General features: G+C 61.7%; 22 protein-coding genes. 10 read left to right on the top strand and 12 right to left on the bottom strand.

The window, feature by feature from the left end:
• Positions 1-140 precede the first annotated feature (140 nt).
• The 4 genes from H6F58_RS14870 to H6F58_RS14855 all read right to left on the bottom strand — a co-directional run bounded on the left by H6F58_RS14870 (position 141) and on the right by H6F58_RS14855 (position 4,916).
• On the bottom strand, positions 141-2,231 hold the full coding sequence (locus tag H6F58_RS14870; RefSeq protein ID WP_195182060.1) for an acyltransferase family protein: 2,091 nt from the start codon (positions 2,229-2,231) through the stop codon (positions 141-143).
• Between the two features lie 77 nt (positions 2,232-2,308).
• Positions 2,309-2,800 (bottom strand): helix-turn-helix domain-containing protein, encoded by a 492-nt coding sequence (locus H6F58_RS14865; RefSeq protein ID WP_195182059.1) that lies wholly within the window; start codon positions 2,798-2,800, stop codon positions 2,309-2,311.
• Between the two features lie 193 nt (positions 2,801-2,993).
• Positions 2,994-3,542 carry an LURP-one-related family protein gene (locus tag H6F58_RS14860; RefSeq protein ID WP_195182058.1) on the bottom strand — a complete coding sequence of 183 codons (549 nt, stop codon included), beginning with the start codon at positions 3,540-3,542 and terminating at the stop codon, positions 2,994-2,996.
• 93 nt (positions 3,543-3,635) lie between these two features.
• On the bottom strand, positions 3,636-4,916 hold the full coding sequence (locus tag H6F58_RS14855) for a M18 family aminopeptidase (RefSeq protein WP_146277138.1): 1,281 nt from the start codon (positions 4,914-4,916) through the stop codon (positions 3,636-3,638).
• A 230-nt stretch (positions 4,917-5,146) separates the two neighbouring features.
• On the opposite strand from H6F58_RS14855, the gene H6F58_RS14850 reads away from it, so the two are divergent.
• The gene (locus tag H6F58_RS14850) at positions 5,147-5,557 is read left to right on the top strand and encodes a LapA family protein (RefSeq protein WP_075972647.1); all 411 of its coding nucleotides are present in this window, start codon (positions 5,147-5,149) and stop codon (positions 5,555-5,557) included.
• Between the two features lie 67 nt (positions 5,558-5,624).
• Here the strand turns inward: H6F58_RS14850 and H6F58_RS14845 are convergent, their stop codons facing one another.
• From H6F58_RS14845 to H6F58_RS14815, 7 genes are all read right to left on the bottom strand, one after another.
• Positions 5,625-6,368 carry a response regulator transcription factor gene (locus H6F58_RS14845; RefSeq protein ID WP_146277140.1) on the bottom strand — a complete coding sequence of 248 codons (744 nt, stop codon included), beginning with the start codon at positions 6,366-6,368 and terminating at the stop codon, positions 5,625-5,627.
• A complete protein-coding gene (locus H6F58_RS14840; RefSeq protein ID WP_195182057.1) occupies positions 6,326-7,621 on the bottom strand; it encodes a histidine kinase in 1,296 nt (431 codons plus the stop codon). Before H6F58_RS14840 ends, H6F58_RS14845 begins: the two co-directional genes overlap by 43 nt.
• A gap of 34 nt (positions 7,622-7,655) precedes the next feature.
• Positions 7,656-8,498, bottom strand: a complete 843-nt coding sequence (locus tag H6F58_RS14835; RefSeq protein ID WP_195182056.1) for an ABC transporter permease — start codon at positions 8,496-8,498, stop codon at positions 7,656-7,658.
• A 6-nt stretch (positions 8,499-8,504) separates the two neighbouring features.
• Complete coding sequence (locus tag H6F58_RS14830) at positions 8,505-9,431, bottom strand: ATP-binding cassette domain-containing protein (RefSeq protein WP_146277146.1); 927 nt, start codon at positions 9,429-9,431, stop codon at positions 8,505-8,507.
• 142 nt (positions 9,432-9,573) lie between these two features.
• Positions 9,574-10,602 carry a YdcF family protein gene (locus H6F58_RS14825; protein ID WP_146277148.1) on the bottom strand — a complete coding sequence of 343 codons (1,029 nt, stop codon included), beginning with the start codon at positions 10,600-10,602 and terminating at the stop codon, positions 9,574-9,576.
• A 6-nt stretch (positions 10,603-10,608) separates the two neighbouring features.
• Complete coding sequence (locus tag H6F58_RS14820; protein WP_195182055.1) at positions 10,609-12,042, bottom strand: NAD(P)/FAD-dependent oxidoreductase; 1,434 nt, start codon at positions 12,040-12,042, stop codon at positions 10,609-10,611.
• On the bottom strand, positions 12,039-13,502 hold the full coding sequence (locus H6F58_RS14815) for a glycosyltransferase 87 family protein (protein WP_195182054.1): 1,464 nt from the start codon (positions 13,500-13,502) through the stop codon (positions 12,039-12,041). The genes H6F58_RS14820 and H6F58_RS14815 overlap by 4 nt, the downstream gene beginning before the upstream one ends.
• 230 nt (positions 13,503-13,732) lie before the next feature.
• On the opposite strand from H6F58_RS14815, the gene H6F58_RS14810 reads away from it, so the two are divergent.
• The 7 genes from H6F58_RS14810 (at position 13,733) to H6F58_RS14780 (ending at position 21,878) form a co-directional block, all read left to right on the top strand.
• The gene (locus tag H6F58_RS14810; RefSeq protein WP_195182053.1) at positions 13,733-14,884 is read left to right on the top strand and encodes an acylneuraminate cytidylyltransferase; all 1,152 of its coding nucleotides are present in this window, start codon (positions 13,733-13,735) and stop codon (positions 14,882-14,884) included.
• Positions 14,885-14,926: 42 nt separating this feature from the next.
• Entirely contained in the window at positions 14,927-15,820 is an 894-nt protein-coding gene (locus H6F58_RS14805; protein WP_195182052.1) for an N-acetylneuraminate synthase family protein, read from the top strand.
• Between the two features lie 87 nt (positions 15,821-15,907).
• Positions 15,908-16,903 carry a glycosyltransferase family 2 protein gene (locus H6F58_RS14800; RefSeq protein ID WP_195182051.1) on the top strand — a complete coding sequence of 332 codons (996 nt, stop codon included), beginning with the start codon at positions 15,908-15,910 and terminating at the stop codon, positions 16,901-16,903.
• Positions 16,900-18,243, top strand: coding sequence for a polysialyltransferase family glycosyltransferase (locus H6F58_RS14795; RefSeq protein WP_060703217.1), 1,344 nt, complete (start codon positions 16,900-16,902; stop codon positions 18,241-18,243). Before H6F58_RS14800 ends, H6F58_RS14795 begins: the two co-directional genes overlap by 4 nt.
• 8 nt (positions 18,244-18,251) lie before the next feature.
• Positions 18,252-19,265 carry a hypothetical protein gene (locus tag H6F58_RS14790; RefSeq protein ID WP_244652620.1) on the top strand — a complete coding sequence of 338 codons (1,014 nt, stop codon included), beginning with the start codon at positions 18,252-18,254 and terminating at the stop codon, positions 19,263-19,265.
• Positions 19,266-19,273: 8 nt separating this feature from the next.
• Entirely contained in the window at positions 19,274-20,506 is a 1,233-nt protein-coding gene (locus H6F58_RS14785; protein WP_206693723.1) for a DUF6716 putative glycosyltransferase, read from the top strand.
• A 286-nt stretch (positions 20,507-20,792) separates the two neighbouring features.
• The gene (locus H6F58_RS14780) at positions 20,793-21,878 is read left to right on the top strand and encodes an inositol-3-phosphate synthase (protein ID WP_146277162.1); all 1,086 of its coding nucleotides are present in this window, start codon (positions 20,793-20,795) and stop codon (positions 21,876-21,878) included.
• A gap of 898 nt (positions 21,879-22,776) precedes the next feature.
• Here H6F58_RS14780 and H6F58_RS14775 read toward each other — a convergent pair.
• The gene (locus H6F58_RS14775; RefSeq protein ID WP_171920163.1) at positions 22,777-24,228 is read right to left on the bottom strand and encodes a CCA tRNA nucleotidyltransferase; all 1,452 of its coding nucleotides are present in this window, start codon (positions 24,226-24,228) and stop codon (positions 22,777-22,779) included.
• Positions 24,229-24,352: 124 nt separating this feature from the next.
• Between H6F58_RS14775 and H6F58_RS14770 the strand changes: the two genes are divergently transcribed.
• Both H6F58_RS14770 and H6F58_RS14765 read left to right on the top strand, forming a co-directional pair.
• On the top strand, positions 24,353-24,892 hold the full coding sequence (locus H6F58_RS14770; RefSeq protein ID WP_060703222.1) for an NUDIX hydrolase: 540 nt from the start codon (positions 24,353-24,355) through the stop codon (positions 24,890-24,892).
• Positions 24,876-26,636, top strand: a complete 1,761-nt coding sequence (locus tag H6F58_RS14765) for a lipid II flippase MurJ (protein WP_244652619.1) — start codon at positions 24,876-24,878, stop codon at positions 26,634-26,636. Before H6F58_RS14770 ends, H6F58_RS14765 begins: the two co-directional genes overlap by 17 nt.
• The last annotated feature ends 116 nt before the right edge of the window (positions 26,637-26,752 follow it).

Raw genomic sequence — 26,752 nt, 5'->3', positions numbered from 1 at the left:
GCGGTATTTCCGCAACAGGAGGTTCTTGCGTTATCAGTGCACCAGACGCCCAAGTTTCGGGCATGCAGTAGCACAGACTTTTCAATCCTACCCGAGATCCTCGCGCAAGCATAAGCCTTCGTGTCCTAGATCATGGACGGCTACTTCGAATCGATGGCCTGCTGCAGCCGCTGCCCGAAGACCGGCACCAGCGTGCTCATGTAGGTGTCGCTGATGTGGTGCTTGTCCCGATAGATCAAAACATTGCCGACAACCACCGGGCAGGTTCCAGCCACGCAGAACTGGTCGCTGAAGTCCAAGACCTTCACTCGCGGCTCCAGCTTGGCGGCGGCCTTGGTGGCGTCGCCCTTTTCGTAGGCTCCCTTTTCCGGGAATGAGCAGGCTTCGGGGTTATTGATGTTCTGCTCCACGCAGTCCCTGGCGTAGGAATCCTGGGGCGGCCGCGGGGTATCGACAATGGCATAGACCGGCAGGCCGGCATCTTCGAGTTTGCCCCACGCGGCCGCCAAGCCTTGCGCGGGATCGGAAACGAAGGTGGAACCGCCCCAGTTCGAGGTGATCACCGCGTCGATGTCTTTTCGCTTGGCCAGGTCATCCATGCTCTGCTCAAAGGCTTCGCTGCAGTTGATGCTTCCGTCTTGATCTGCCTTGCGCTGCGCTTCGCTAAAGGGGCACGAGTTCTTCAGATAGGTAACAACTTTCCACCCCTTGCTGCGTGCGAAGCCGTTCAACGCCTCGAACCAGTGGGCGGCATGCGAATCCCCCACAAGCGCCACCGTATAGGTCGCATCCTTGCTGCCGAACTCGCATTCCTTGATCTGGGTCGACTGCGGATTCTGCACGCAGCTGCCGATGTCGGGAAGATCCTTGGCGGCCTCGGCCGGCACCGGGACCACCTGGTGTTCGCCGGTGACAAAAGCCGGTGCGCCGTGAGCCAGCGATGCTGCGCCGAATCCTTCGGGCGGTTGCTCGGCCAGCGCGGTTGCCACCTGCTGCTCCTGTTCCACCATGCGCTCCTGGGCGATGCCCGGAAGCAGTCCCGCCGTAGCGGCCACGGCCACCATGGCAGCGCCGGCAATCAGGGACTTGGCCGGGGAAACCGCCAAGAAGCGCAGGTGGCGCGTCGGCGTCTCCACGAATTTCAGGCTCGCCCATGCCAAGAGCAAGGAACCGGCCAACAGGGCGGCGGATTGCAGCGGCTTCGGCTTGCCTCCGGAGAGCTCGGTGTAAAAAACGATCAGCGGCCAGTGCCAAAGATAGAGCGAATACGAGGCAAGGCCCACCCATTGCACCGGCCGCCAGTTGACGAGCGGGTGCAAAGAACCGGGCCCACGGGTGCTTCCGGCGGCAATGATCACCGCGCAGCCCAGTACCGGCACTGCAGCGGCAATGCCGGGGAAGACGGTGGCTCCGTCATAGCTGAAGGCGGCGATGCCAATGGCACCCAGCGCGAGCAGAACGGCCAGATTTCGCGTGGACCATGCGCTCACCCATCGCGGAAGGCGCAGGGCATCGTTCTCATGCGCTTGCACCGCGAGCGCCAGCAATCCGCCAATGGCCAGCTCCCAGATTCGGGTGGTGGTCACGAAGTACCCTGCGGCGTCCCCGGAATATCCGGCGTACGCCGAGTACCCCAGTGACAAGAGGGCCACCGCGCCAAATGCCAGCCACAACCACCGGCGGCGGGCGGCAAAATGATCGGATCGCGCCCCAGGGACCTCGGGCTTGACCAGCCAGCACACCACCAGGATCAACAGCGGCCAGAAGAGATAGAACTGTTCTTCCACGCCCAGGGACCAGAAGTGCTGCAGCGGTCCTGCCGCTTGCTCGGCGGCCAGATAATCAACGGAATCTGCGGCCAGCACCCAGTTCTGCACGGAGAAGGCCGAGGCCAAAGCCTGCAGGCCCAGTGTGCCCCACTGGGTCTTCGGGAAAACCAAGAAGCTGGCGGCCACAACCACCAGGATCACGAGCATGGCGGCGGGCAGGATGCGCCGGGCCCTGCCGGCAAAAAACGCCGATAGCCTGATGCGGCCGGTGCGTTCGGCTTCGCGCAACAGGTGCGAGGTAATCAGGAAACCCGAGATGACGAAGAAGATGTCCACGCCGATATAGCCGCCGGGAACCACTTTGGGCTCCAGGTGGTAAGCGACCACTAGCAGGACCGCCAGTGCACGCAGCGCTTGGATCTCTGGTCTGAAATTATTGACCTGCACGGAATTCGAACTCATATTGTTCGATCTGACCAGCCCGGGATGAACAACAGGTAATCAAACGGTATCCGCCGGGCTAACGGCTGATGGGAAGCTCAGCTGACTTCGCTCTGGCTTGGCATGGAGAGCGGGTATTTGGCATCCAGTTTCGGATCAACGCCCAGCCTTATTATTGCGTCCAGGAGCACCTTTCCTGCGCCCCAGTAAATCGGAATGAGTAGCCAGATGTACCATCCAAGCCCTCCCGCAGTTCCCAGGATGACCGTTCCGAAGGTGACCAGAAGACCAACGCCACGGAAGATCATCATGATCCCTTGCGTGATTGAGTCTCGCCGCTCTTGTTCTGCACGGGTCCGGGACTCAAGACCTTCTACGGCTTGAGAGAAATTTGGCGTTTGAACGCTCTGGAACAATTCGCCAACCTGCACATCCAGGGCCCTGGCTACCTGGGAGATGGACTCCAAGCTGGCATCATTGCCGGCTTCAAGTCGTTGAATAGTTCTGACCGTAATGCCGCTCTCTTTGGCCAAGCGTTCTTGCGTCCATCCCTTGGCCCGGCGAAGTTCTGCAATCCGTGATTCATTCATGGAACTAAAGCTATCGGCGGGGACCACGAAAGCGCCACGACAGGACCACGACAGTTGCCCGACGGCTTCGCGACAGCGCACGACTGGCGAACAAAATGGCGATTGACCTGAATTATTTGAACATGCCTCATGGGGCATATTCGAGGGCTTGCCAAGTTCGAGTTAATTCGATGAAGCACGCGCAGCGCGGGCATCAATTGCGCTGCTGCTTTTCGCGGATCAGATCCAAGGCCAGGACAGAACCGATGATTGCTTGCCGCTGCTGCGTGCCAAGATTGCAGGACAGCTGCAAGGCATAGGTCGACTTGCCCATCAGCGCATTGCCCATTCCGGACCATTGGCGCGTGACGGTACCCAGTACCCCTTGGGGACCGGTGATCTGGAAATCAAAATCCCACACGCTGCCAGTCAGGTCCAGCTCCTCGCCGAGCATCGAAATGGTGACGCGGGTCTTGAACAGGGTGATCCGCTTGACCAGGCTCGCCAGCGGGCCGCCATTCCCATCGAAGATCTCGAAGCGGTCGCGGCCCATGGTCATGGTGTCCTTGACCTTGATCACCGGTTTCTCCGGCCCGTCGAAGACTGTCAGCTCCCGCGCGCCAGCGAACATCCGCCCCAGCGCACTGCCCCCGGTCTCAACATGGGCAACCTGCATGCCGTGGGCGTCAAGGATTGCAAAATCATTCTTCGAGAAATTCTTTGTCTGCTGAAAAATGAGCATGTCTTGGGCAAAAATCGTCATGCTGATGATTATGCCACCGATTTTTTCCTGCCAACAGGTGGGCCTGGATACGCAAAAGGCCAGCATCGCTGCCGGCCTTTTGCAATGCAGGAACTACGCTGAGAAGAACTCGCCTGCCACCTTGGACAGGTACCAAGGGTCATCCACGCCGCACATTTCACGCGCCGAGTGCATGGACAGCAGGGCAACACCCACGTCGAGGGTGCGAATGCCCAAGCGGGTGGCGGTCAACGGGCCGATCGTCGAGCCGCACGGTACGCGGTTATTGGACACGAACTCCTGATAAGGAACCCCGGCGCTCTCGCACCAGTTGGCGAAGGCCGCAGCGCCTACCGCGTCGGTGGCATAGCGCTGGTTGGCGTTGATCTTCAGCAGCGGCCCGGCGTTCACCTGTGGCCGGTTGGCCGGGTCATGGCGTTCTGGGTAGTTCGGGTGCACCGCGTGGCCTGCATCGGCTGAGAGGCACACCGAATTGGCCAGCGCACGCGCCTGGTCTTCCACACCGGCGCCCAGCGATGCCTGGATCCGGTTGATCAGCTCTTCGAGGAAGGGGCCGCAGGCCCCCGAACGGGAACTTGAGCCGAGCTCTTCATGGTCAAAAGCAGCCAGCATGGCGATGTGCTGGCCCGCTGGCTTCCGCGAGTGGCCGGCCAGTGCGATGATTCCGGCGTGCACCGAGGTGAGGTTATCGAGCCGGCCACTGGCGAAGAAGTCCTTCCCCTGGCCAAAGACCTCGCCGCGTTGCGCCGGGGCGGTGAGGATGTCGTATCCGGCTACCTGTGCTGGGTCCACGCCGGCAGACTCGGCAAGGACCGCCAGAATATCGGCGTCTGCCAAGTCCCCTGCGCCGAAGATGGGGTTGGTGTGGGTCTGCTTGTCCAGGGTAAGACCCTCATTGACCTGGCGATCAAGGTGGATGGCCAGTTGCGGGATGCGCAGGATTGGCTGCGTCTGGGCCAAGTGCTCGGTGCCGTCCTTGAGCACCAGGCGGCCAGCGAGAACCAGTTCGCGATCCAGCCAGGAGTTGAGCAGCGGGCCGCCGTAGACCTCGACGCCTGCCTGCCACCAGCCGTTGGACCCAGTGGTCGGCTTAGGCTTGAGCTTGAAACCCGGGGAATCGGTATGGGCACCGAGAATATGGAACCCGGACGTCGCGGTGGCGGCCTCGGGCTGAACCCACGCGATGATCGCGCCGTCGCGCACCACGTAATAGGATCCGGGACCGAGATTCCAGGCGTCAGCTTCGTTCAGGCCGGTGAACCCGACAGCGTCCAGCCGCTTGGCGGCCGTTGCTGCCGCATGGTAGCTGGAAGGGGAAGTTGCGACGTATTCGGCCAGGTCTGCAATGTGGGCCATTGCTGCGGCTTGTGCCATAGCTGGTTACTCACTTCTTTCTGTCATCGTCTCGCTGAAATCCAGGATGAGGTTCCTGCCTGGATGATCGGGTTGCTCTCCAGCTTAGTATCACCGTGCCCGGTTGCCGGCGGATCATCCGTTCCAGGGCCCGCCAATAACCACCCAGACACCTTCATCTCATGCTTGACTTGGAGCCTAGCGTCGGCAAAGCTGAAGGCAGAGCGGGAGACTACGAAAGCGAGATCATCATGAGTGCATCTGATCCAACCCCAGAGCCGCACAGCTTGCCTGTGGAGCCCGATAATGGCGTGCAGGTTAATGCCGGTGAACACGCGGTCCAGCCGCGGGCGCCAAAAGCCGGCAAGGCTCCACGCGAAGTGCCAGAGCCCAAGGAAAAGCTTCCGGTAACCAAGCTGGGGCGCATCTGGACCGCTACCGTCTTGGGCATCATCGTGCTGATCCTGCTGATCATCTTCATCGCACAGAACCAGGACCAGGTGACCCTGAGGTACTTCACCTATGAAGGCCAGGTCAATCTGGGCTTGGCGCTCTTCATCGCCGCCGTTGGCGGTGCCCTGGTGGTGGCTATCGCAGGCGTGGCTCGAGTAATCCAATTACGCGCCACTGCGAAGAAGAAGCGCAAGGCAGCCAAGCGCTAATAACGCTGCGGGCCGCTGGCTGCCGAGTTTTCACTTCGGCATCCAGCGGCCCTTCTTGTTTGCGAAATCAGTAATCAAGCCCCTGGGAAGGGACCACCAGTCCTGTTTCATAGGCGTAGACCACGGCCTGGACCCGATCGCGCAAATGCAGCTTGGTCAGGATCCTGCGCACATGCGTTTTCACGGTCGCTTCGGACAGGAAGAAGCGATGCGCAATTTCCGCATTCGACAACCCCTCGGCGAGCGCCCGCAGCACTTCTTGCTCGCGCGGAGTGAGGTCATCAAGCAGGGGGTCGCGTGGAGCTTCAGCAGGCTGCCCTGCATGGGCCTTGCCGCCATTGCGGACGTAGGTTTCCAGCAACCGCGCGGTGACACGCGGGGCCACCACGGCATCTCCGGAGGCCACCAGGCGCACCGCGTGAACCAGTTCCTCCGGAGCCACGTCCTTGAGCAGGAAAGCGCTGGCACCGGCCTGCAACCCGGAGAAGGCGTATTCATCAAGGTCAAAGGTCGTCAGAATAATGATCTTGGTGTCCGGGTGCTCCTTCGCGATGCGTTCGGTGGCTTCGATGCCATCCATTTTGGGCATGCGGACATCCATGAGCACCACGTCCGGCTTCAGCACCGCAGTCTGCGTCAACGCATCCAGGCCATCGGCGGCTTCACCGGCAATGGCGATATCTTCCTCGCCTTCGAGGATCAACCGGAATCCCATGCGCAACAGCGGCTGATCATCAACCAGCAAGACCTTGATTTTCTCTTCCACGCCTATTCCTTCGCTGTTTTCTGCTTGGCGATCTTCACGTCGCATTCGGGAACCTTCAGCACCGCTTTAACTATCCATCCGCCACTGGCTACCGGGCCGGCTTCAACGTTCCCCTCGAAAAGTGCTGCCCGCTCGCGCATGCCCCGCAGTCCCCGGCCGCTTCCGACGCTGGGCACCCTGGTGGCATCCCCGTTATCCATGACTTCCAGCCGCAGTTCATCGCGCCGCCGTTCCAAACGTACCTGCACATCGCTGACGTTGCGGGCATAGCGCAGCGAGTTGGTCAGGGATTCTTGGATCATGCGGAAGACGGTCAACTGGAAGGTGGTGTCCTCGGGCAGCTCTCCCCCGGCTTGGGTGAAGGTGATGGGCAGCCCGGCGGTGCGGAAGCCCTCGAGCAGTTGTTCGACATTGCCGCCGGTAGGTTGCGGTTCCAATTCGCCCGTCTCGTTCTGGCGCAGGACTCCCAGCATGCGGCGCATGTCAGACAAGGCGGCCCTGCCAGTGCCCGAGAGCTCGTTGAGCACTTCGTCGGCACGGACCTGATCCCGCTTGGCCACCACCCTGGCCCCCTCGGACAAGGCGATCATCACGGACAAGGAATGGGCCACCACGTCATGCATCTCCCGGGCAATGCGGTTGCGCTCTTGAACCTGGGCCAAGCTGGATACCTGGCGGGCCCAGTGGTTGAGTTCGGCCTCGTGAATTCGCGCATTGCGCACGTTCATGCCAACTGCGGCCGCGGCAATGTAGAAACCAATGACAAAGCTGCCCGAAATGCCGATGACGATCCGGCTGAAGGTTGCTTCATCAATGCCGTCGCTCGGATCCAGCTCCATCCCCTCCATATCCGGGAAGCCCATCAGCACCATGAGCACCACTTGGAAGCTGCCGGCCAGCACGGCCAGGGGAATGGTGCGCTTGGCCGAATAGCTGGTGGCCACCGTGTACAGGGCAATGATCATGCCCATGCCGCCTAGGCCACCTTGCGGGCCCGCGATGATCAAGGCTACGCATTCGAAAACGAACACCAGGATGATGACGGTCATCGGCGCTTTTCGGCGATAAAGCAGTGCGGCACTGACCGCCAGCGTGACGACCAGCAGGCCGGTGGCGTTGGCTCCCGGCATGGCCGCGGCGACCAGGACTCCTGGCAGCGTGAGCAACAGGTACAGCACCACGGCGCCGATGACCACCAAGCGCGGGTGGGTGCGCAGGTAACGGCGCAACCGGCCCATCCGCTTGGCGGTCAGTTCGTCAAAGGAGGCAACAGTTTCCTGCAGCGTCTGTTGGGTCATGGTTCCAGTGTAGTTTTCCCGGCTTATCCGCTGGTTACTTGATGTCCCGCTTGGCGAGCAATACTGCGCCGAGGGCCAATGGGATGATGATCCATCCGGCGACGCCGGCCAGCTGCTGCCAGAGTTCCAGGTCGGTTGCCACGCTCAGTGGCGTGGCCAATGACAGCCCCAGCTGGTCGGGCAGGTACGCCGAAATGTTCTTGGACCAGTCCACGAGGTTTCCAAGGATTGCCGTGATGATCGGCAGGACAAAGAACACGCCGGCCAAAATGGTGATTCCACCGGCCGAATTGCGCAGCAGGACACCCAGGGCCAAGCCGATCAGGGCCGCCATGATCACGGCCAGGGTGCCGTACCACAGTACCGACTGGAAGGATTCGCTGCCGAATTCCAGGACCAGGTCGTACTTTTCGGCGATCGGCTTCGCCACCACAAAGGCCAGGAGGCTTGATACCAGTTGTGTCAGCCCGGTCAGCAGCACAATCAGGACAATCTTCGCTGACATCACGCGCCCTCGCTGCGGACTGGCCAAGAAGGTGCTGACGGCCGAACCGGTGGTGAATTCGCCGCTGAACAGCAGCACGCCCAGCACGCCCAGAATCAGCTGGTTGAAGACCAGGCCGGAGCCGATGGTCTCGCTGGCAAAGCCCGGCTGCGTCATGGGGCCCATGCCCTCCATCTGGCTGGCATCGCCCATGCTCTGCAGCAGCGATCCCACGCCCCAGGTGCCAATGGCGGCGATCGCCACATAGAGCAGCACCGCCAAGGCCAGCAGGATTGCGGTGGACTTCAACGCGAACATGCGGATCGCTTCGCTGCGCAGCACCCCGGCGAAAGTGACCTTGCCGCGCAGGGGCGCTTCAATATGAGTAGTCATCTTCTTCTACTTCCCGCCGCTGTGCTCGGCAACAATATTCGAGTTGTATTCCACGGCGTCCCGGGTCAATTCCATGTAGGCATCTTCCAAAGTGCGCTGCAGAGGCCGCAGCTCGCTGAGCGCCACGCCGGTTTCCAGGGCGCGGCGCCCGATGATTTCCGAATCCGGGCCGGTGACCTCCAGGGTCTGCCCGTCAATGCGCCGCAGCTGTATGCCTTCGGCGCTCAGCGCATTCATCAATGCGTCGATATCCGATGCGCGAACGATCGTCTGGGCCAGCCCGTTATCAATGAATTCGCTGATCGGGGCATCGGCCATGATGCGCCCGCGGCCAATGACAATCAGGTGGTCTGCGGTTTGCGCCATCTCGCTCATCAGGTGCGAAGAGATGAACACGGTTTTTCCTTCCGCCGCCTGTTGGCGGGCGAGGTTGCGCACCCAGGCCACGCCTTCGGGGTCCAGCCCATTGACCGGTTCATCGAGGATCAGCACCTGCGGGTCGCCCAGCAGCGCGGTGGCGATGCCCAGGCGCTGGCCCATGCCCAGTGAGAACCCGCCGACCTTCTTGCGCTGCACGCCGCTCAGTCCGGTCAGCGCCAAGGCTTCGTGGACCCTGGAGCTGGGCAATCCGGCGGTGGCCGCCATGGCCCGCAAATGCGCCAACGGGGTGAGCGACTTGTGCACGGACTTGGCTTCCAGCAAGGTGCCAACCTCGGTCAGCGGATGCCGGGACTTCTTGAAGTCCCGCTGGTTCACCAGCACCTGTCCGCTGGTGGGAGCCGCCAATCCGACGATCATCCTCATGGTGGTGGACTTGCCGGCCCCGTTGGGGCCGAGGAAGCCGGTGACCTTTCCGGGTTGCACCGTGAACGACGCCTGGTCGACCACGGTTTTATTGCCGTATCTCTTCGTCAACTGCTGAGCCTGGATCATATCTCCAGCCTAGAAAAAATGGGGCCAGGATAAACCGCCCCGAGTGCTGATCTTCTGGTCACTCAAAAGGGTGAGTGCGCCGGGCTGAAGCAGCGATGGCATGCACCCGTTGGTGCATGCCATCAATGATTGCCGCGCAGCATCAGAATCCGGCGCGGGTGGCCAAGAAGATCATCCCGGCCAGGCCCGCCGCGAAGGGCAGGGCCAGCAGGATCATGAGCTTGAGCTGGTCGCGGGCGATGGCCACGCACTCGCGCAGGAACGCGCTGGGCCGATAGTAGGCCGCCGTCTTTCCGCCGAAGGCGCGGGCTTCCAGGCCCATCTGGCGCGATGCCAATGCGGCTCGCAGCGCATGGTAGTCGCTGGTGACCAGCCACAGCTGTCCCTCCGGCTGGCGTTCGCGCACCAGTGCATTGGAGAAATCCAGGTTCTCCACCGTGTCCTTGGCCCGGTCCTCGATCAGGATCTGGGATGAGGGGATGCCCTGCTCGCCCAGGTAGCGGGCCATGGACACGCCTTCGGGTTCCTGTTCGTCGTGCCCCTGCCCGCCGGTGGGGACCATCAGCAGCCGTGGTTCGGCCTGCGATGCATACAGCGCGATCGCCTTGTCCAGCCGGCCGCGCAGCAAGGGGGTGACCTTCCCGTTGATGGTGCGCGCCCCGAGAATCACCGCGGCCGCCCCACGGGTTTTGGCCGGGAACCTGGCATGCACCCACGCATAGAGCAGCATCATCGCGAATAGGCAAGCTGTGAAAACGGAGGCCATGAAAAGAATGAAGGCCAGCGCGTAGCTCCACCAGGTATTGATCTGCACCAGCAGCACCGCGAGCACCGGCAGGATGAACACCAGCACCCCGGCGGCCAGGGACAGCAGGTTGGAGATCCGCGCGCCCTCGCGCCGCCACATCAGCACGCCGTTGTAGATCAGCGCCGCGCCGAACACCACCACCATCAGCGGGGTCATCACCAGGACGATGGCAATGAGGAACCCGAAGCCCGGCACCACGGTGGTCAGCAGATCCGCCAAGGCCGCGAGGCTGGAGCACACGAGCGGAAAGAGCAGCGCGGCCAGGCCCAGCCGGCGAGGGTCTTTGCGGTATTGCCAAATGAACACCGCCCAGAGCACTGCAAGCAGGACCCATCCTGCGACTTGAACCAGTAGTTCCTCCATTGCCGACTATTCCACCGATTTCCAGTTGTTGATGCGGTATTCGCGTTTGAGCATTGATTGGGCTCCGAGGTATCCGCCCATGCCATGCACCGATGGGCCGGGAGGGGCCGCCGACGAGACTAGGTACAGCCCCTTGGACTTCAAGTACCAGGGGTCCAGGGAAACCCGTGGCCGCTTGATGGTGCCCAGCAGATCCATGGTGCCTCCCGAGAGGTCTCCGCCGATCAGCGCGGGGTTCTGCCGCTCGAGGTCCTTGGCGGTGACCACGTGCGCTTCGAGGATGATCTCGGAGAACCCCGGGGCGGCCCGCTGGATCATCGACTGGATCTCGTGGCGCATATCTGCCGGCGAATCCAGCGGAACATGGCAGTAGGCCCAGATGACGTGCTGGCCGGCTGGCGCGCGCGAGTCGTCGAATTGCGAGGGCTGGGCCACGATGATGAAAGGGTCCGCCGATCCGCGATGAACAGCCGCGCGCTCGGCCTTGCCGACCTGCGCGGCGGTACCGCCAAGATGCACGGTGCCGGCGGCGGCCAGCGCCTGGTCCCGCCATGGCACCGGTTCGGAGAGCACAAAGTGGACCAGGCAGCTGCCCGGCGAGCGCCTGGTGGTGGACAGCGCCCGGGAGAGCTGTTCGGGCAGGTGGCCGGCGCTGAGCTTGGCGGCATCTTCGGCGGAGGTGTCGAACAGGATGTTCTGCGCGGCCAGCTCATCAATGTGGTTCACCCGCACGCCGGTGTGGATCTGCGCGCCATGGGCCATGGCTTCGGCGGCCAGGGCATCGCTGATGGCCTGGGAACCGCCGCGCGGAATCGGCCATCCTTTGGCGTGGGCCGTCGCGGCAAGGAACAACCCGGCACCGGCACTGGCCGGCCCGCGCGATCCGCCGGCCACATGGGCCGAGCAGCCCGAGTACAGCGCGGCGGCCTTCTCGTACTTCGTGGAGAACACTTCCTTGAGCCCCATGCCGCCCACCGTGGCGGCGGCGAAGGCGGCCAGGGCCTGCGGATGGCGCGGGATCTTGAGCAGCGTGTCGAGCAGGGTGGCGCTGATCCCGTCGATCTGGTGGACCAGCGGTTCGATCAAGCGGCGGTACATCTGGCCTTCTGCCCCGCCCAATGCTTCGGCGGTGCGCTCCAGATCCTTGTAGGCGCAGGCAGTGCGCCCATCGAGCACATGGGCGAAGGACAGTTCCGGGGTGATGAACTCGACGCGCTCGTGGACCCCCAGTTCGCGCATGGCCGGGGATTGCATGGCCATCGGGTGCACGGCGCTGCCCAGGTCGAAGATCGCCTCGGAGCCGTTCAGCGATTGGGTCCTGGCTGCCCCTCCGATGCTGTCATTGGCTTCATAAACCTGGACAGCCAGTCCTGCCCTGGCGGCCACGGCGGCGGCAGCCAGGCCGTTGGGCCCGGCCCCGACGACGGCGACGTCGATCATTTCCCGCTCCCTGCAGGCTGGCGCCGCTTCGCCGCTCCCGGCCACAGCGAGCGCAGGGTGGTCTTCTCCGGCAGCCCGGCAAATTCGCCGGCCAGCGGGTCGTCCTGGCCGACCGCGCGGATCGGGTCACGCCGCGGGTCAAGGATGGAGCGCGCCACCAGGTACATCAGGTAGCCGAGCATGATCATGTGGGCCAGCACCAGCACGACGTATCCAGCCTCCGGGAAGGCCTTATGCGGGTCCTCGGCGGAGAAGGAATCGAGATAGTTCCAAAGTCCATAGAAGTGGGCGATCTCCACCAGCATCCAGATCACGAATTCGCGCCAGCGCGGCAGGGCCAGCACGAACAGCGGAATCAGCCACACGATGAACTGCGGCGAATAGACCTTGTTGACCATGACAAAGGAGGCGATGATCAAGAAGGCCATCGAGCCCAGCCGCGGAGTGCGCCGCGAGTACAGGCCCAGCAGGGCAACGCCCACGCAGCACAGGAAGAAGAGCACCAGCCCGTACCGCGAAATCTGCTCCGCCTCGAAACTCGGCATGCCGGGGTTCTTGGCCGCCACCACATTCCAGGCGTGCCAGAAGCTGGAGAGGCCCGCGCCGCGTTCCGAGGAGAAGCTGAAGAAGTGCATGAAGGATTTGGGGAAGGCCAGCGCGTAGGGCAGGTTGACCAGCACCCAGGTGGCTGCGGCCGTTCCCCCGGTGATCCAGAAGGTCTTGAGCCGGCCGGTGCGGATGGCCAGCACCAGGATCGCGCCGAGGATGAAGAAGGGGTAGATCTTCATCGCCGCGCCCAGGCCGATAAGGATCCCGGCCAGGACCGTGTGCTTGCGGGCAAAGGCCAGCATGCCGGCAGCCAGCAGGGCCACGGCCCACATGTCCCAGTTGATGCTGCCGGCCAGGATGATCCCCGGGGCAATGGCCACCATGGCGGCATCCCAGGGGCGCCGCCCGGCCATGCGCACGGTGCACAGCACGGTAACCATCCAGAGGATCGCCACCAGCACCAGGTTCATGTCGAAGTACAGCAGCGAGCGGTTGGCCACCGACTCGGGCACGATCGAGGCCACCGCGGAGGCCACCGCGCTCATGAGCACCGGATACTCGAATTCGGCGCTGGAGCTAAAGGGCGCCCAGGGGTTTTCCGCGAATCCGCGAGCGCCGAACAGCGGCACCCAGTCGCTGTAGCAGGCGTAGAGGTAGGGGTTGTTGCCGCCCCAGCCGTTGATCCTGCACGGGTTCTTGGCCAGCAGCATCAGCAGCGCGCCGAGCGTGGTCATCAGGATGATGACCCGCTCCACGCTGAAGAATCCCGGGTCGATCCGCCCCGGATCGCTGCGCCGGCCCAGCGGGCCGCCGATCAGTGCCGTGAACTGCCGAAGGAAGCCGTCCGCGCGTGATGGCACGGTAATACGCAGGGGGCCACGCCGGGGCGGTGGCTGGTTTGGCTCGTGCATACCCACCAGCCTAGATGTTTTGTTGGCGCCCACCGGAATGCACACCCGGGTTTCGCGTTAACTATCGGGTTCGCCCCGCTGGCCAAGCCCGCCACCGAAGTCCCATCGATGCCGCTAAACCGCTTGCTGACCTCACTATCAGCAAATATGCAGGTGATTACACCGCGACTTCACCCCTCGTTTACCTAAATACTCCCGATTGGTTAACTAGGGCCCATAGCGTCATATCCGTGAGCAAAACCAATCAGCCACATGTCATGGCGATCATCCCCGCACGGGGAGGTTCCAAGGGCATCCGGCTCAAGAACCTGCGTGAGATCGGCGGCAAGTCGCTGCTGGGACGCGCCATTGAATCAGCCAAGGCCGCGAGTACAGTCAGCGACGTCGTGGTCAGCACCGATCATGAGCAGATCAAGGCCGAAGCACTGCGCTACGGCGCTCGCGTCGTTGACCGACCGGCAGACATCGCCGGGGATACGGCCAGCAGCGAGTCGGTTCTGCAGCACGTCCTGGCCAACACGCAGCCCGCGCCGGCGGTGACACTCTTCATCCAGTGCACCAGCCCGCTGATCGATCCAGCGGATCTGGATGCGGCCGTCACCACGGTCGCCTCCGGAAAAGCTGAAGTCAGCTTCGCAGCGGTGGCCGACCACGGTTTCCACTGGGCTGTTGGCGAGAATGGCGAAGCGGTAGCGGTGGGGCACGAAAAGCTGCACCGCCCGCGCCGCCAGGACCGCGAACCGCGTTTCCGCGAAACCGGGGCGTTCTACGCCATGGACACCGAAGGCTTCCTGGCCGCTGGGCACCGGTTCTTCGGCCGGGTCCAGGTCCACGAGGTCCCGGGCGAGCACGGGATCGACATCGACACCGAGGCCGATCTGCTGCTGGCGGAACTGACACTGCCCGACGAACCGGCAGCAATCAGCGTGGATGCGGTCATCACGGATTTTGATGGCGTGCACACCCCGGACACCGCCTATGTCGATGAGCACGGCACCGAAACCGTGCGCGTCTCGCGCTCCGATGGCATGGGCGTGGCCCGGCTTCGGGCCGCCGGAGTGAAGTTCCTGATCCTCTCCAAGGAAGCCAACCCGGTGGTGGCCGCCCGGGCCGCGAAGCTCAAGGTTGAAGTGGCCCACGGCATCGAGAACAAGGCCGAATACCTGGCCCAGTGGCTGGCCGACGAGTCTATCAACCCGGCGCGCGTGGCCTACGTCGGCAATGACATCAACGACCTCGGCGCCATGAGCCTGGTCGGCTGGCCCATCGCCGTGGCCGATGCCAACGAGCAAGTACACCGCGCTGCTCGCCACCGGCTGTCCCGCAAGGGCGGATACGGGGCGGTGCGAGAACTGGCCGAACTGGTCCTCGCAGCACGCTAACCCTCAAATTTTTCCAAGTTTCACCCAATGAAAGGCAAATCAATGACCTCCGTGACCACCGAAATCAAGCCAGTTGCCATCGGCGAATCCCTGCTCGGCGCTGGCCAGCAGGTCTACGTCATCGGCGAAATCGGCATCAACCACAATGGTGATATCGAAATCGCCAAGCAGCTGATCGACGTTTCGGCCGAGGCCGGCGCCAACGCGGTGAAGTTCCAGAAGCGCACCCCGGAAATCTCCACCCCGACCGACATGCGCGACAAGATCCGCTCCACCCCATGGGGCGACATGACCTACCTGGACTACCGCTACCGCGTCGAGTTCGACCAGGCGCAGTACAAGGAGCTCATCTCCTACGCAGCCTCCAAGGGCCTGCACGCCTTCGCTTCCCCATGGGACGTTCCTTCGGTGGAGTTCATGGAAGAGCAGGGTGCAGTCACCCACAAGGTCGCTTCCGCATCGGTCACCGACATCGACCTGCTCAAGGCGCTGGCGCAGACCGGCAAGCCGATCATCCTGTCCACCGGCATGTCCACCATCGAGCAGATCGACAAGGCCGTGGAGACCCTGAGCACCTCGAACCTGGTCATGATGCACGCCACCAGCACCTACCCGCTGCCTCCCGAAGAAGCCAACCTGCGCATGATCGAAACCCTGCGCGACCGCTACCAGGTTCCAGTGGGCTACTCGGGCCACGAGCGCGGCCTGCAGATCTCGCTGGCAGCAGTAGCCCTGGGCGCCGTCACCGTGGAGCGCCACATCACCCTTGACCGCACCATGTGGGGCTCGGACCAGGCTTCCTCGCTGGAGCCAAAGGGCTTCGAGTCGTTGATCCGCGACATCCGCATCCTCGAGCAGGCCATGGGCGACGGCGTGAAGAAGGTCTTCCCGGGCGAGCTGGCTCCACTGAGCCGCCTGCGCCGCGTCGACGCCTAATCACTGCCAGGTATCCGGCGGTTGGACTCACCGACGGGTCCAACCGCCGTTTATTTATGTCTGCATAAGGAAGGCCGAGAAGAAGACATGGACTTGATCCCCGGGCGCATCTCCGTGGTTATCCCCGCCTACAACCAAGAAGCATATATTTGCGATGCCCTCTCATCGCTGACCCGGCAAATGCTGGGACGCTGGGAGCTGGAAGTGCTCGTGGTTGATGACGCATCCGACGACCAGACGGCCGCGCTGGTGAGCAGCTACCAGGACCGGCTGCCGGGCCTGCGGCTGATCAGCCTGCCCGAGAACTCCGGGGTGTCCGCGGCCCGCAATGCCGGTCTGGAACAGGTCACCGGCGAATATTTCACTTTCCTCGACCCTGACGACTGGTACTCTTGCGAGCACCTGATGACGATGGCCGAGTCGCTGACCGAGCTGCATGTCGACTTCGTGCGCTGCGACCACGTGCGGGTCACCGGCACCAACCGCGTGATTCACCGTGCCCCGCAGGCGCTGCGCGGCATGCCGCTGGACCCCGCCGATGATATCGAGCCGGTCGATTCCCCGTCCATGGTGGACTACACCTTCGTCTGGGCGGGCATGTACCGCACCGAGCTGATGCGAGCGCAGGAGCTGTACTACTTCGACTCGCAGCTGCACAGCGCCGAGGACCGGCTGTGGCTATGGAAACTGCACTTGACCACCAGCAAATATGCGGTCGTTTCCTCGCCCGGAGTCTTCTATCGGCGCGGCCTGCCCGGTTCGCTGACCCAGGTCTTCGACCAGCGCCAGCTGGGTTTCATCCCCGCCTACGCGCAGATCCTCAACGAAGTGCGGCTGCACCCGGATGCCGAGCGGCACTTGCCCAAAGCCATGCGGCAGTTCTTCGCGATCGTGTGCCATCATGAGAAACGGGCGAAGAACTATCCGCCCGAGGTCCGCCTGGAAATGAAGCAAAAGCTGCGCCAGATGTTCACCACCATTGACGCGCCCTTGGCACGCCAGGTGGCACTCGAAATGGACGTCGCCCGTCGCCGCCATATCCTCTCCTTCCTGCAGCCAGGTCAGATCGGGGCCGCCAAGTGATCGCACTGATTGAAGCCAGCAGCTACTTCCAGCTTGCTTCTCTGGCCGCGATGGCCGATGCAGGACTGCTTCCCGATGCCGATGAACGGGTATTGGTCCTGGCCAACGGTTCACAGGTCCCGGAATTGACGACGCCGCTGGATCAGGTCCCGGGCTTTGAAAAGCTGGCAGCTCGTTTCGACCGGGTCGTGGACTTCGCAGCCCTGGCTGCCCCGCGCCGCCCTTCCCAGTTCAACCCGCGCGAGGACGAGCTGCACATCTTCGAGCGGCTTTTGCGCAGCGCCTGGGATCTTGGTTCCGAGCCGCTGACCCTCGTTCTGGAATCCGTCCAGGTCAACCCGGCTCGGGCACTGGCCCGCATCTTCTTCGACGCCCAGCTGTGGGTGCATTCCGATGGGCTGATGTCCTACGGGCCGACCCGCAATCGGCTGCCGATGCCGCTGCGCCAGCGCTTGATGGGGACCATCCACGTTGACCTGGTTCCCGGGTTGGAGCCGCACCTGCTGGCCGAGCTCCAGCCGGTCCGCAAGGTCCTGCGGGCCCAGCAGCTGGAGCGGATCTTCACCGAGCTGGCCGAGGAAGCGCACTTCGAGCTTCCCGGTTCAAGCGCGCTGATCCTTGGCCAATACCTGGGATCCCTTCGCCTGATGGACTCTGATGAAGAGTTCGAGCTGCATGTGCAGATGCTTCAGGAGGCCCTTGATCGCGGGCTGGATACGGTGCTGTTCAAGGCGCATCCATCAGCCAGTGCCACCTCGGCGGCACGGCTGGCCAGTGTCGCTGAGCAGATGGGCCTGGATTTCCGCCTGCTGGACACCGATCACCTGGCGGAAACCGTGATCGCCTCGGCCCGGCCAGAAGTGGTCATCTCCTGCTTCTCCACCGGCCTGGCCACCGCCAAGTACATTCTGAACACCGATGTCCACGCGGCAGGCACCGGAGCAATGCTCCAGGCACTGGCACCCTATGAGAATTCAAACCGGATCCCGCTCTCGATCATCCACGCACTGTTTGTCCAAGGTGTTCCGGCTCCGGCGCACAGCGACGGCGATGACCAGCTCTCGAAGCTGCTGGTGGCCGTGGCCTACTGCATGCAGGCGGCACAGCTGCCTCAGCTGCGCGAACCTGCCGCCGAATTCCTGGGCGTCCACTACCCCGAGTTCTCCGCCCACTTCAAGCGCCGCCGGATCACCAAGCTGGATTTGCCGCCGCGCTGGGTGCATCTGGTATCGCGCCGCACCTTCCCGTCCAGGGTCCGCGGAGCCTCGCGCCGGGTGTTGCGGACAGGGTCGAAGCAGCTGGAAACATTGTCCAAATCCCTCAGCCGACTGGCAAAATGACCCTCATCATGATGAAACTGACCCAGCACGACACCCATGAGGTTCCGCGTCCGCGATTCGGGACCGCTCATGTGTGGGTCGAGTCCCCGCTGCAGCTGCTCTCCGCCGTGGAAACCCACGCCGCGGGGCTGCTGGGCACGGATATCCGGGTTGTTCCACGCCTTGGCATGCCCTTGGAGGCCACTACCCAGGCGCTGCTCAACCATGCTCCGGCCGGGGTGCACTTCGAGCCGGCGGCCCGCAAGCCTCCGCAGCCCAAGAGCTCTTCGGACCGGTATGTCACCGGCGATGCCTACTCGGGCAAGGTGCAGCGCAGCTTGCTGGCCGGGGTCAAGGCCAAGGAAATCATCATCATCGATGACGGGCTGGCCACCTTGGCGCTGATCAAGCAGCTGATCAGCGACTCCCCTGCCCCGTTGGTTCGCGCTCGAGCCAAAAACTCGGCGGCACGCATTGCCATGGGCCTTGCCACCTGGCATCGCCTGCGCCAGCTGGCTCGCGAAGACCGCTTGCTGATTGTTTCCGCGCTCTTTGTGGATGCTGCAACGCGCTCGAAGATGGCTGATCTGGGGATCAAGTTCGCCCAGCACAAGTTCGAGTGGCTGGCTACCCAGCCGGTCGCGGAGAGCTTTGCCGAACCGACCTTGCTCATCGGATCCGCCATGGTTGCCGATCAGCTGATTCACGAGCAGCCGTATTTGCAGTGGATCGAGGGCATTGCCGCAGACGGACCGGTTGCGTATTTCCCGCACCGGCGTGAAACCCCGGAACTGCTGGAGAAGATCTCGAAGATTGACCAGGTGGTCCTCAAGGAACACACTGTCCCGATTGAAATGCGGCTGCGGGTGCTGCGTCCGGGGCAGGAAATCCGGGCCTTGCCTTCTACCGTGATCCCTTCCCTTCGGCTGCTTTTGGGCCCGGATTCCAGATGCCTCTATCCCCAGGCGGTCCCCGATCATTGGTGGACCGAAGGTACCGACCTCGAGTTGCGTGAGCACCTATCCAGTTCGTTGAAGGTGTGAAGCCGCTAATGAAACCCTCAGTTCTTGCTATTGCCGACTCTGATTCCTATCTGAAGCTGGCCACAAGTTTTTTGCATCGCTTGGGTCCCGAATGGGACCGCAAGGTATATTTGGCGCGCACTCCGGTAATGCCCACCGAACAACAGATTTCAGCAGCCTTTGAAGGCACCGATCTGGATCCGCAGATGCTCGAGGTCATCCAGCTCTCGCAGTTGGAAGCCGATTCGGTCCAGGAAGACATCATCTTCGCTTCGGCGACAGGTCCTGTTGTTGCCGAAATCTATTCGCGGATCCTGCGTACCGAACCTGTTGATGGGCGCCGTACCGCCTTGATCTCGGCTTTGCCCGGTGTTGCCTACCCTGCCACGCAGAAGGGCTGGAACTATCGTCGAGCCGGCGATGCCTTTATCTGCCATTCACATGCCGAGGCCCGCGACTTTTCGTTCATGACCGAATCCCATGCCGGGCACCAGCCGACCATCATGGTCAGCAAGCTCCCGTTCTTGAACTGCACGGGATTCCCTCCTGCCCAGGAAAAGCTGGTCAATCGCTTGGTCTTCGCACCGCAGGCCAAGGTTCCCGAGACCGCCGAACAGCGCGAGTCGATCCTGCTTGCGCTGGAGCAGGCCAGCAAGATGAATCCGGGTCTCGAGGTCGTGGTCAAGCTCCGTGCCAAGGCTGGAGAACCGCAGACCCACCTCGAGGCCCATCCATACGACAGCCTTTTCACGCAGCTGCAGTCGCGCAACAGGATCAGTGCCGAATCACGAATCCAGTTCGATACCGGATCCATGAGCGAGGCCCTCGTTCCCGGAAGCGCCCTGGTCACCGTGTCTTCCACTGCTGCCTTGGAATCCTTGGACCGCGGCTTGCCCACAATGGTGCTTTCCGATTTCGGCGTGAACAGGCAAATGATCAATACCGTCTTTGTCGCTTCCGGGATCATCGGCGAATTGGAAGATGTTGTTTCGCTGAACTTCGGAGAGCCCAGCAAAGCGTGGCTGCGGGAAAACTACTTCCACCGCATGGATCGCAGCTTCTTTCAATCATTGGAGTTCCTGGCCCGGCGGGCAAACGCTGGACAACTGCATACCGATCCGGAAGTCCTGGTCTTCATCCGCCGCCAGCCGCTGCGCCATCGACTGCGTACGGCGTTGCCATCGCCGGTGGTGAAGGTGCTGCTGAAAATGCGTCAAGGCTACCGAAAATCACGCAACCACAGAGCCAGAAGTCTGTCATGATCAAATTGAACTTTACTAATGACTTCCTCTCTGGTCTTCATATTCAGGCTTAGTCATGATCAATTGGCCTTTTAGTGATGTACATAAACTATTGCGAGAGTCCGTGAGGGTCCTTCCCTCACGGACTCTTTGGGCATCTGCTGCGAACCCCGACCATGTAGTAACTGCAAAGGTTGGGAATGTTCTGAACACATTAGGACTTAAGATCAATATGGGCCTAGTTTCAGGACTCGCGTTTGACGTGCCCGAATGCCCGAAGATTTGTACATTTCAATAAGGAGCTCATGTGTCGGCCAATCCGATCCGCGTTGCCATTGTTGGCGTAGGAAACTGCGCCACGTCCCTTGTCCAAGGTGTCGAGTACTACCGAAACGCGGACGCGGAGTCCACCGTTCCGGGACTCATGCACGTGCAATTCGGCCAGTACCACGTTGGAGACGTACAGTTCGTTGCCGCCTTTGACGTTGACGCGAAGAAGGTCGGCCTCGATCTTTCCGAAGCCATCCTGGCCAGCGAAAACAACACCATCAAAATCGCCGACGTGCCTGCTACCGGAGTGACGGTCCAGCGCGGCCATACCCTTGATGGGCTCGGCAAGTATTACCGCGAAACCATCGAAGAGTCCGAAGCTGCCCCTGTAGACATCGTCCAATCCCTAAAGGACAACAAGGTCGACGTGCTGGTTTGCTACCTGCCAGTTGGCTCAGAGCAGGCCGCCAAGTTCTACGCCCAGTGCGCCATCGATGCAGGCGTGGCCTTTGTCAACGCGCTGCCAGTGTTCATTGCCGGCACTCCTGAATGGGCCAAGAAGTTCACCGACGCCGGCGTGCCCATCGTCGGCGATGACATCAAGAGCCAGATCGGTGCAACCATCACCCATCGCGTCATGGCCAAGTTGTTCGAGGACCGCGGCGTGGTGCTTGACCGCACCTACCAGCTGAACGTGGGCGGCAACATGGACTTCAAGAACATGCTCGAGCGCGATCGCCTGGAGTCAAAGAAGATTTCCAAGACCCAAGCCGTCACCTCGAACACCTCGGCAAAGCTGGCCGCTGACGATGTCCACATCGGACCGAGCGACTTCGTTGCCTGGCTCGATGACCGCAAGTGGGCTTTCGTGCGCCTCGAGGGACGAAACTTCGGTGATGCACCGGTGAACCTGGAATACAAGCTGGAAGTCTGGGATTCCCCGAACTCCGCGGGTGTCATCATCGACGCCGTGCGCGCTGCCAAGATCGCCCTTGATCGCGGCATCGGCGGGCCGATCTTGTCGGCTTCGAGCTACTTCATGAAGTCGCCGCCAGAGCAGTACGATGACGAAACTGCACGCAACAAGGTCGAAGCCTTCATCCGGGGCGACGTGGAACGCTAGGCCTTCCGCTCAAACGGTGCACGAAGATGGGCCAGGACCTTTGTCCTGGCCCATTCTCGTACCTGGAACTGTTCCCAGACGCGGAGAAGCCCGCCGGCTTGCAGGCCGGCGGGCCTCTGGGCACTAATATGCGAGATCATAGTGGGTACCTCTTATTCAATTTGTGGGCAACGGTAATGGCGTTGTGCCCACCTAGCGAATACGAAGGTACATTTCTACAGGCACGTGATTCTTGAGCTCACGCTCTCGCATTCGGCGATTGAATTCCGTGCTGTCAACGTTTTTCAGCTTGCTGCTGTCTTGACGCTTTCTCATTTGCTTTCCCTCCCTTCATTCACCGTTGAAGGGGAGGGAAGATCCTGGCGCGTGGTAGAAACGGCGCGAGCTTTCAGGCTTTCTGGACCAGCGAAGATAAGTTCCGAGGTGCGAACTGCCCGTTGAGCGGACGAGGAGTACAAGGTGCTAGACATGAAAAAAGTTCCTAAGGTGAGAGTCGATTACTGACCTGCAACCTCAGGAACTGGGTGGGATTCACCGTAGTCTAGGAAACCACTGTTCCGGAGGTTGGAGAGACAAAGCCGTAATTGCCGGCAGGCATAAAGCCGCCGCCACGTCGCCATGTGCGATGAGTCGAAATATCCAGAGTGATATTCATCGTTTCTCCACCTCCTAAAATCTATTTGAAGCCAGTCGCGATCAGACGCGAGGCTTTGCTGATAAGTTTTATCGATCCGCAAGTCTCATTGAGACTTCCCAATCACAATATTCAGCTTACATGGATTACGCCCGGTCCGCCACTAATTAAGTCAAAAAGTTTAAGAACTTTTTTTGAGGCGCAAAAATGCCTGGCACCGCGGCGGCACCAGGCATTGTTGCTGCACTTTCCACAGGCCAGCAATTACTCTTCGGTGATAGCTTCCTGCGCTTCGGGCTGCTTTTCCCACCAAGCACGAAGCTGCTCTACAGCCGCCTCCTCGCCCAGCGGGCCTTCATCCAAACGAAGCTCGAGCATGAACTTGTAGGCGCGGCCGACCACGGGGCCAGGCTTGATTCCCAGAATTGCCATGATCTGCTGGCCATCCAGATCCGGGCGGATGGATTTGAGTTCTTCCTGCTCCGCGATCTGGGCGATGCGCTCCTCGAGATCATCGTAGGCAAAGGCCAGGCGGTCGGCCTTCTTGCGGTTGCGCGTGGTGACATCCGAACGGGTCAAGCGATGAAGGTGCTCGAGCAGCTCTCCAGCATCGGTGACGTATCGGCGCACGGCCGAATCCGTCCACCCGGCGTCCCCGTAGCCGTAGAAGCGCATGTGCAGTTCGACCAGACGAGCCACCGCCTTGGTGGTCTCCTTGTCAAAGCGCAAGGTCCGCATGCGCGCCTTGACCAATTTTGATCCGACCATGTCGTGGTGGCGGAAGGACACCGCGCCGCTGGGTTCAAACTTTCGGGTGGCAGGCTTGCCGATGTCGTGCATCAGGGCGGCAAAGCGCAGCACGAAGTCGGGTCCCGGAACCGGACCATCTTGATCGGTTTCCAAGGCGATGGCCTGCTCGAGCACGGTGAGCGAATGCTGGTACACATCCTTGTGCCGATGATGCTCGTCAATTTCCAGGCGCAGGGCGGAAACTTCCGGCAGCACCTTGTCGGCCAGGCCGGTGTCGACCAGCAGGTTGATGCCGGCTCGAGGATCCGCGCCATTGATCAGCTTGACCAGCTCATCACGCACCCGCTCCGCGGAAATAATGTCGATGCGATCGGTCATTTCGCTCATGGCCTTGCGCACGTCTGCGCTCACTTCGATTTTCAGCTGCGAAGCAAAACGGGCGGCTCGCATCATGCGCAATGGATCGTCCGAGAAGGAAATGTCCGGAGCCCCCGGGGTGCGAATCGATTGGTCCTTCAAGGAAGAGACGCCATCAAAGGGGTCAACGAGCTCGAGATCCGGCAGGCGAAGGGCCATGGAGTTCATGGTGAAGTCGCGGCGGAACAGGTCGTCGTGCAAGTTATCGCCGAAGGCGACAATCGGCTTTCGCGATTCCTTGTCATAGGCATCAGCCCGATAGGTAGTGACCTCTAGGGTATGCTCGCCCTTTTTCAGCGCGATGGTTCCGAACTCTCGTCCCACATCCCAGATGTTGTCGGCCCAACCGGAAATCACCTTGATGGTTTCCTCGGGGCGCGCGCTCGTGGTGAAGTCCAGATCCGGAGAAACCCGGCCCAAGTAGAGATCTCGAACCGGCCCGCCCACCAGGGACAACTCATGGCCTGCCGTGACGAAGCGGTCGGCCAAGTCGAAAATGACCGAAGGCAGGATTTGACGCAACGCGTCAGGTGAGGGAAGTGCATGCATAGTTACTTAAGCGTGCCAGAAATCTGGGCGAAATGCTTGAAAATGCACCGAATTCGCTTGCGAGATAACTTACTTGTCCACGTCGATAAAGCGAAGGTGGCCACTTTCTCGATAGAGTGGATTCATGAACCGACCGATCCCGTCTGCCCCAAAGCGCACTCCATTGACTGCGTCAATGGCTCGCGCACAGGCAACGGGCGGTCACACGAGCTTGCCAACAGTGGAAGAAGTCTCTTCCGGCGGCATCGTCATCGACTTCAAAGCCCCGCAGCTTCCGGTAGCGATTATCGCCCGGTACAACCGCGGCGGTCGCCTGGAATGGTGCCTGCCCAAGGGGCACCCCGAGGGCGTGGAATCCAACGAGGAAGCGGCGATCCGCGAAATCGAGGAAGAGACCGGCATCGCCGGGAGAATCCTCGCGCCATTGGGTTCGGTCGACTACTGGTTCACCGTGACAAACTACCGGGTGCACAAAACCGTGCACCATTTCCTGCTGGAAGCTACCGGCGGGCATCTGACGATCGAGAATGATCCCGACCACGAGGCCGTCGACGTTGCCTGGGTTCCCCTGGATTCCCTCGGCAAGCGCCTGTCCTTCCCTAATGAGCGCCGGATCGCTGATCTGGCACGCGAGGTTCTAACAAAGCATGACTCAGGTTCCTAATTCATCTGCCGGCGCCGATCAGCAGCCTATGACCGGAGCCATGGACCTAGTCGCCGAACCTACTGTGGAGCTGCATCACCAGCAAGGCAGGTCGCGCTCCAAGGTCTATGCTCTGATGGCCTCGGGCACCATGGTTTCGCGCCTGCTCGGTTTTGCCCGGACAGCGTTGCTGGCCATGGCCATCGGCTCGGTCACCTCGGTGGCCGACATCTTTGAAAAAGCCAACGTCATTCCGACGATCATCTACATGCTGCTGGCCGGTGGCGTGTTCAACGTCGTGCTGATTCCCCAGCTGATCAAGGCCTCCAAGGCCAAGGACCGAGGCGCAGCGTACACCTCCAAGCTGATTTCACTGACCGTGGTGGTGATGGGCGTCCTGACCCTGCTGCTCACCCTGGGCGCCAGGCCGCTGATCACCGCGCTGACCAACAACTGGTCCGAACCGATGATCGTGCTCGGCACGGCCTTCGCGTACTGGTCGCTGCCGCAGATCTTCTTCTACGGGCTCTACGCAGTCCTTGGCCAGGTGCTCAACGCCAACGGCCGATTTGCCGCCTTCATGTGGGCGCCGGCCATCAACAACATCATCCAGCTCCTGGTCATCGGCGCTTTCATCCTCACCTTTGGCGCCTACACCTCGGGCGATCCGATGCAGGACTGGAGCTATCTGAAGACCGTGTGGCTCGCCGGCGGGGCGACCTTGGGCATCGTCATGCAGTCCCTGGTGCTGTTCTGGCCGCTGAAGAAGAGCGGGCTGAAGCTCACCCTCGACTTCGGCTGGCGTGGCATGGGCCTGCGCCACGTGGGCAAGCTGGCGATCTGGACGCTGGCCGCCATGGTCATCGGCAACCTCTCCTCGCTGCTGTACTCCAAGATCGTCTCCGGGGCGACCGCAGCGCGTGCCCAGTTGCCGGCCGAACAGGCGGCTTCGGTTGCTGGCGAGTATGCGCTGAACACATCCCAGCTGATCACGGTCTTGCCGCATTCCCTCTTCGCCCTGACCGTGGCCACGGTGCTGTTCAACGACTTCGCCCGGGCCTTCACCGAGAAGCGCGTCTCCGATGTCGGCCAGCTGCTCAACCGGGGCATGCGCTCCACGGCCATCCCGATTGTCTTCTGCACCATCGTGTTCATTGTGCTCGCCGGCCCATTGGGGCGCCTCTTTGCCGGCTCCTCGGAAAACGCCGCCCAAGCCGCCGGTGCCCTGGGCCAGCTTTTGCTCCTGACCTCGCTGGGCCTGCCGTTCAAATCCCTGCAGTTCTTCATGCTGCGCGTGTTCTATGCCGAAGAAGATACCCGCACTCCAATGCTGATCCAGACCGCCACCGCGGCTCTCGGCCTGCTTCTTGCCTTCTCCGCCGCCGCACTGGTCGATCCGATGCATATTGCCGCGGCCATCGCTTTCATCTACGGCCTGACCAATGTGCTCGGCTGTATCGGCACCCATTATCTGGTCAAGCGCCGCTACGGCAGCTACGGCGTCACCTCGGTTATCGATACCTACGTCCGCGTGGGCTGGATGGCGACCATCGCTGGTGCGGTGGGTTCCCTGGTGCTGTGGATGCTGGGCGGATTCAGCTTCGGTTTCGCCTACAGCTCGCTGATTAACGCCATTATTTCGATCGTTCTGGTCGCCGGAACCATGGGCGTGGTCTACATCGGATTGCTGCACAAGACCAAGGTCCCAGAGCTCCAAGGCTTCCTCGGCCCGATCCTTCGCAGAATCCCCGGATTCAAGAGCTGAGAAACCTCTGAAACTTGCTAGTGATTCTGGGCAAATTGGCACCATTTAGGTTGCACCGACAGGTAACATGACTGGTGGTGGTCTCTGTACGGCCACCGAAGAACAATCAACCCTTG

It is taken from the genome of Glutamicibacter sp. FBE19, from assembly GCF_015524875.1.
In the GTDB taxonomy this organism is placed as follows: Bacteria; Actinomycetota; Actinomycetes; order Actinomycetales; family Micrococcaceae; genus Glutamicibacter; species Glutamicibacter halophytocola.
Note: the sequence above shows the minus strand (reverse complement) of the source record. Positions and strands in the feature narration are given on the sequence as shown.